This is a genomic window from Roseateles sp. P5_E11 (genome assembly GCF_054049355.1).
The window spans coordinates 1-6,233 of record NZ_JBFUMO010000350.1 but is presented as its reverse complement, the minus strand read 5'-3'; the positions used below and the strand labels follow the sequence as shown (position 1 = coordinate 6,233).

Below are 6,233 nucleotides of genomic sequence, written 5' to 3'. Positions count from 1 at the left end.
CAGTTCAGCGCCACCCAGTCCAAACCCAGGGTTGGATGGGCAATGCGAATATCTGATTCCACCTCGCCGAGAATTTCGGCCAACGCGGCGCGCGCCAGTTCGGGCGTGTTGTTGTGTTCGCTGAGATGGGCTGCGGCCAMAGTCTTCAAACCGGTATGCAGGCAGCGAGCCAGCAGATCGGCCGCCGCGGCATTCGACAGATGGCCGTGGCTGCCCAGAATGCGCTTTTTCAACGCCGGGTGATACGGCCCGGTGCGCAGCATGCCCTCGTCGTGGTTGCATTCCAGCAGCAGCGCCTGGCAGCCAGCCAGCGCTTCGGCCACGCTTGCTGGTGCGCAGCCCAGGTCGGTGACCAGTCCCAAGCGCAGCGCGCCGTCGTTCAGCACCAGTTGCAGCGGCTCATTGGCGTCATGGGGCACCGTGAACGGCCGCAACGCCATATCGCCCAGTTCCATGGCCTCGCCGCCCCTGGCGATGCGCAGCAAAGCGGGATCGAAGTCGGCGCTGCCAACCGCCCGCCAGGTGCCACGGCTCATGACCAGCGGGATGCGGTAGCGCATCGCGAAGGCGAGTGCGCAACCGATGTGGTCGCCGTGCTCGTGAGTGATGAAGACGGCGTCGACATCCTCGGGCGCGCTRCCGGCGCGGGCGAGGCGTTTGACGAGTTCGCGGACGCTGAAGCCGGCATCGACGAGCAACCGCGTGCTCGTGATGCCCTGGCTGGCCTCAATCAGGGTTGAGTTGCCTCCGCTGCCGCTGCCGAGGCTGCAAAAGCGCATCACGCGAACGCTCCTGTGAGCATTGCAGCGGGAAACGGGCGGTTCATCGAGGCAACCTGATCTTCACCGAGTGGCTCCAGCAGATCCGGCTTTGCCGGGCTGCTTGGAGCGCCCCTTGGAGGGGCCGGCGAAGCCGGTAGGGGTGGTCTTATTTCAGGTCGTCCATCAGCAACGACAGAATGCGCTTGGCGTTGTCGTCGGAAATGGCCTGACCGCGGTCGTCCAGCACACGCACCGTGCTCTTGACACCGTCTGCCTTGACCGAAACGCGATAGCGCATCGGCGCGGCAGCCTTGGCGCCGAACAGGCGCTGGAAGAAGTTGGGTTCGTCCTTGCCAGCCTGCTCGGGGTCGGCGTAGCGCAGATAGAAGAGGCCAGCAGCGCGGTCACGGTCTTCGATGGTGAAGCCATGACGGTCCAGCGACAGGCCGACACGGCGCCAGGCGCGGTCGAATCCATCATTGACGGCAAGGCTGTCAGGCACTTCGGACAGCGGGCGGCGGGCGCGTGGGGCGTCGCCGCCGACCTTGATCGTGCTCGGCGTCGTGGCTGCGGCGGGCGAGCCCGCTTCGGCGACGATGGCCTTGGCAGCGTCTTCCTTGCCGCCGAGCTTGAGCATCAGGCGCGACAGCATCTCGGCTTCGAGATACGGGTCGGCCGGGCGGTTCTGCCAGGCGGTCGAATCACGGCCTTGGGAGGTGTAGATCTCCTGCATGCCGCGGTGGCTGATGAAGATGTCGGTGCCGCTTGTGCCTCGTTCGACACGGGTGCGGTACATGTCGCGCTCGCCGGTGGAGTACAGGCCGTCGAAGACCTTGCCGATGGTGGAGCGGATGAAGTCCTGCGGCAGCTTGGCGCGGTTCTCGCCCCAGTTGGTCTCCATGACACCGACCTCGGGCTGCTCCTTGACGACTTCAAGGCCGCGTTCCTGCCAGAAGGTGCGGATCTGMGGCCAGAGCTGCTCGGGCGAAGCCGAGGTGTGCAGCCAGCGCTCGGCGCCGCTGCGCTCGAGGCGAACATCGCCAACCGCATTGGCGGCGACGCTGCCGGAGACCAGCGACTGGGCGTTGGTCGAATTCGCGGGCTTGACCGCCGACAACGCCGAGGCGGTGAYGGAGCCGCCCTGCACTTGAGCGCGGTTGTCCTTGGCCAACTGGGTCAGGTCGGGCGGGACGTCCAGACCCTGGGTCTGGCGCGAAGCGGCGCGGTAGTCGACCTTGTCCGTCGAGAACATGCTGTCGATGGTGCTGCAGCCGGCGAGGGACAGGACAAAGGCCGTGCAGGCCAGACGGGTCGCCGACGGGCGAAGCGAGCAAATCGGGGAAAGGGACGTCACGCTGGAGATCTCCGAGGGAACTGGTTGCCCGCTTGAAACGGGCAGCCGCGCATTAGACCAGAGGCTCAGAGCAGTCCGGCTTCAACCATTGCCTGGCCGACGCTGGCCTGGCCGGCAGCCGTCAGCGGCGTGATTGGCAGGCGCAGCGCACCGCCGCAGCGGCCCAGGCGCGACAGCGCCCACTTCGCCGGGCCGGGGCTGGGCTCGCAGAACAGCTGCTTGTGCAGACCGAGCAGCTTGAAATGGACCTTGCGCGCCTCGACGGCGTTGCCGTCGATGGCCAGGCGGCAAAGTTCAGCCATCAACTCCGGCGCGACATTGGCCGTCACGCTGACGTTGCCGTGGCCGCCGAGCAGCATCAGCGCGACCGCCGTGCCGTCGTCGCCCGAGTAGACGTGGAAGCCCGCCGGGGCGTGCTTGATCAGATAGGCCGCGCGCTCAATATTGCCGGAGGCTTCCTTGACGCCGAAGACGCCGGGCAGGCTGGCGCAACGCAGCGTCGTCTCAGGGGCCATATCGGCCACCGTCCGGCCAGGCACGTTGTAGAGCATCATGGGGATGTCCACGGCCTCGGCGATGGCCTTGAAGTGCTGGTAGATGCCTTCCTGCGAGGGCTTGTTGTAGTAGGGCACGACCGACAGCGTGCAGTCCGCGCCGACCTCCTTGGCATAGCGGCTCAGCTCGATGGCTTCGGCGGTGGAATTGGCGCCGGTGCCAGCCAGGATGGGGATGCGGCCCTTGGCATGCTCGACCGCGACGCGAATGATTTCGCGGTTCTCTTCCATGCTGACCGTGGGCGACTCACCGGTCGTGCCGACGACGCCGACGCAGGCGGTGCCGGACTCGACATGCCAGTCGATCAGGCGGCGCAGGGCGGGGTAGTCAATGCTGCCGTCCTCGTTCATCGGGGTGACGAGGGCGACGATGCTGCCGAGGATGGGCTTCATGGTGGGAATTTCTTAAGGAATGTGGCGATTTTAGGCTGCCGGCGACGGCCGCATGGCCGCAACGCGCTGGACAAAGCGCGGCGATGTTTCGATTCCTACTCCGTCCTCGAACAGGTCTTCGTAAGCCACGATGCGCCACCCCTCGCAGACGCGCAGCAACTCGCCCCGCTGCAGCAGGAAGTCGGGCCGGGAGGGCCTGCCGAGGGTCTGCTGGCCGTCGGCGAAGGTTTCCCAGATCAGCCAGCCGCCAGGCCTGACCGCAGCGCGGATGTCATCGAACAGCGGCCGCCAGAGGTAGTTGCAGACGACGACCAGGTCGAATTCGCGATCCGGCAGCGGCCAGGGGCCGTTCTCGATGTCGGCATTGATGATCTCGGCCAGGTCTTGCAATGGCGCAGTGGCGGCCGCGTCACGGTCGATGCCCGTGACCTGCCAGCCGGCGTCCACCAGCCAATGCAGGTTGCGTCCAGACCCGCAGGCCACGTCCAGGGCCGCACCGGGCGGCGTCGGCGCCAGGCGCTGCAACCAGGCAGAGGGCCGGCCACTCATCCGAAGCAGGCCCAGATCTGCTCGCTGAGCTGGACCATGACGGCCGGGTGGCGGTAGGCCAGGACGGTGAGCGCCAGCACGGCGACGGCCAGCGTCGGCCAGAGCCAGCGGCCGGGCTTCATGCCGGCTGAGCCCTCAGGATGGGCGTCTCACGCACTGGCAAGTTGGCCAGCATGGCCATGACACCGAGCCCGATGGCGAGATACCAGACGACGTCGTAGCTGCCGGTCGCGTCGTAGAGCTTGCCGCCCAGCCAGACGCCCAGGAAGCTGCCAATCTGGTGGCTGAAGAACACGAAGCCGCCCAGCATGGACAGGTGCTGGGCGCCGAAGATCTGCGCGACGACGGCGTTCGTCGGTGGCACGGTCGACAGCCACAGGAAGCCGATGACCGCGGCGAAGATGTAGACGCTCAGCGGCGTCAGTGGCACCGAGATGAAGGTCACGATGGCCACGGCGCGCAGTCCGTAAATGGCTGACAGCAGATAGCGTTTGGGAAAGCGCTGGCCCAGCATGCCGGCCGCATACGTGCCGAAGATATTGAACAGGCCGATCAGCATCAGTGCGCCGGTGGACACGCCGATGCCCAGGCCGTGGTCCTTCAGGTAACTCGGCAGATGCACGCCGATGAAGACGACCTGGAAGCCGCAGACGAAGTAGCCCAGCATCAGCAGCTGGAAGCTGCGGTAGCCGAAGGCTTCGCGCAGCGCCTGGCCAATGCTCTGGTGGGCGCCGCTGAAGGCCGCCACGCTGCGCTCGCGCACGCCAAGCGCGAGCGGCACGATCAACAAGGCCGCGCCGGCCAGCAGCCACAAGGCGCCCTGCCAGCCGAGATGGCTGATCAGCCAGGTCTCGACGGGGATCATGACGAACTGGCCGAAGGAGCCTGCCGCGGCCGCTACGCCGAAKGCCCAGGAGCGCTTCTCCGGCGACACCGTGCGGCCCAGCACGCCGTAAATGACGGCGTAGGTGGAGCCCGATTGCGCGATGCCGATCAGCACGCCGGCACCGAGGGTGAAGCTCAGTGGGTGGCTGGTGACGGCCATCAGCAGCAGGCCGCAGGCATACGTCAGGCCACCGGCGATCAGTACCTTCCAGGCGCCGAAGCGGTCGGCCAGCATGCCGGCAATCGGCCCGGCTATGCCCCAGGAGAGGTTCTGCACGGCCATCGCGAAAGAGAAGGTCTCGCGCGTCCAGCCGCGCTCCGTGATGATGGGCTGCAGCCAGAAGCCGAAGCCGTGGCGGATGCCCATCGACAGCGTGACGATCATGGCACCGCACAGCAGCACCTGTTGGACGGACAAACCGGTGGAAGCGGGGCGGGGGGTGTTCATGCGGCGACTGTAATCAGCGCTGTTTGGCCTTGCTGGGCGTCTTGGCTTTGCCGCTTTTTTTCTTCGCGGCAGTCTTCTTCGGCGGGTCGGCGGTCGAGGTGCTGGCTTGGGAGCTGGCCGCCGCCACGTCGGCCAGTCGGGTTAGCAGCCTGCCTTGCTTGACGCGCAACAGCGGCATGTCAATGGTGGCCAGGTCGGTCAGCGGGTCGGCGCCCAGCACCAGGAAGCTGGCCTCGCAGCCGGGGTCGAAGCAGCCGAGCTTGCGGCCCGGGAAAAGCGCCAGCGGCGTGTCGCGCGTGGCCAGCCGCAACAGCGTCGCACGGTCCAGGCCGAGGTCGTCCAGCGCGTGCAGCTCGGCCCGGCCGGTGCCGACGAAGACGTCGGAGCCGATGAGCAACTGCACGCCGGCCGCCTGCAGTCTTGCGAGGTTGGCGCGCTGCACGTCCCTCAGCGCGGCCAGGGTTGCGGCGTCGAGCTTGAAGAGAGCGGTGGCGGCCGTCGTCGTGATGACGGCGGTGTGCTGACGCGCGGCCTGGGCGGCGGCGGCCTCGCTGATGGCGAAACGCTCGGGCGCCTCGTCCAATGTGTTGGCATAACCGGGCAGGTGGGCGATGGCGTCGACACCAGCGGCCAGTGCGGCATCAAAGTCGGCTGCAGTTTCCGCATGGGCGACGACGCGGCGGCCGTCCGCGCGCGCCAGCCGGGTCAGCGCGTTGGCGGTCTCGGGCGTCAGGCCCAGGCGGCCAAACATCTCCGGTCGGCCGCGCAGCTCGGGGCGCTCGCTGTGCGCCAGCACGATGCGCAGCCAGTTGCCGCCGCGGGCCTTGATTGCGGGCCATTGGGCCAGCGCCTGCTCGGGGCTGTCGACGAGGACGATCTGCTTCTGCGCCGCGGCCGCCTCGGCGCTGGGTTCGGGCAGCACGGCCGCCAGCGGGTAGCCGTCGCTGGACGTGATGCAGGCGGTCACGAAGCTGACGTCCGGTGCCGCGGGCGTGGCGGTCAGCGGCTTGACCTCGGCGACGCCGGCCGGGTCGCCACACAGCATGGCGGCGTAGAACACGCCTTCGTCCAGATACGTCTGCGCGTACTGGCCCCAGCCCCAAGCAGTCTGCAGATTGTGGTTGTGCGCCTCGGCCAGCGGGTTGATCAGGACTTGCTGGCCGTGGATGTCCATCTTGCGGTTGACCTTGGCCGGTTTCCTGGCGACGAAGACGCCGTTTTCGACGTAAAGGCTGCCGCGCTGGATCTTCTGACCGTCGAACCAGCGCGCGTTCTTCAGTTCCCAAGAC

General features: G+C 67.3%; 7 protein-coding genes. All 7 read right to left on the bottom strand.

Annotated elements, in window-relative coordinates:
* Window positions 1–779, bottom strand: a 779-nt coding sequence (locus tag ACXJKR_RS21540) for an MBL fold metallo-hydrolase (protein WP_457324562.1), incomplete at its 3' end; no start/stop codon positions are given.
* 148 nt (window positions 780–927) lie between these two features.
* A complete protein-coding gene (gene bamC / locus ACXJKR_RS21535; RefSeq protein WP_457324561.1) occupies window positions 928–2,115 on the bottom strand; it encodes an outer membrane protein assembly factor BamC in 1,188 nt (395 codons plus the stop codon).
* Window positions 2,116–2,180: 65 nt separating this feature from the next.
* Complete coding sequence (gene dapA, locus ACXJKR_RS21530) at window positions 2,181–3,062, bottom strand: 4-hydroxy-tetrahydrodipicolinate synthase (RefSeq protein ID WP_457324560.1); 882 nt, start codon at window positions 3,060–3,062, stop codon at window positions 2,181–2,183.
* 30 nt (window positions 3,063–3,092) lie between these two features.
* Complete coding sequence (locus ACXJKR_RS21525) at window positions 3,093–3,611, bottom strand: class I SAM-dependent methyltransferase (protein WP_457324559.1); 519 nt, start codon at window positions 3,609–3,611, stop codon at window positions 3,093–3,095.
* A complete protein-coding gene (locus ACXJKR_RS21520) occupies window positions 3,608–3,733 on the bottom strand; it encodes a hypothetical protein (protein ID WP_268795250.1) in 126 nt (41 codons plus the stop codon). Before ACXJKR_RS21520 ends, ACXJKR_RS21525 begins: the two co-directional genes overlap by 4 nt.
* Complete coding sequence (locus tag ACXJKR_RS21515) at window positions 3,730–4,944, bottom strand: MFS transporter (protein ID WP_056196125.1); 1,215 nt, start codon at window positions 4,942–4,944, stop codon at window positions 3,730–3,732. The genes ACXJKR_RS21520 and ACXJKR_RS21515 overlap by 4 nt, the downstream gene beginning before the upstream one ends.
* Window positions 4,945–4,957: 13 nt before the next feature.
* The coding region (locus tag ACXJKR_RS21510) for an amidohydrolase family protein (RefSeq protein WP_457324558.1) at window positions 4,958–6,233 on the bottom strand (1,276 nt) is incomplete at its 5' end.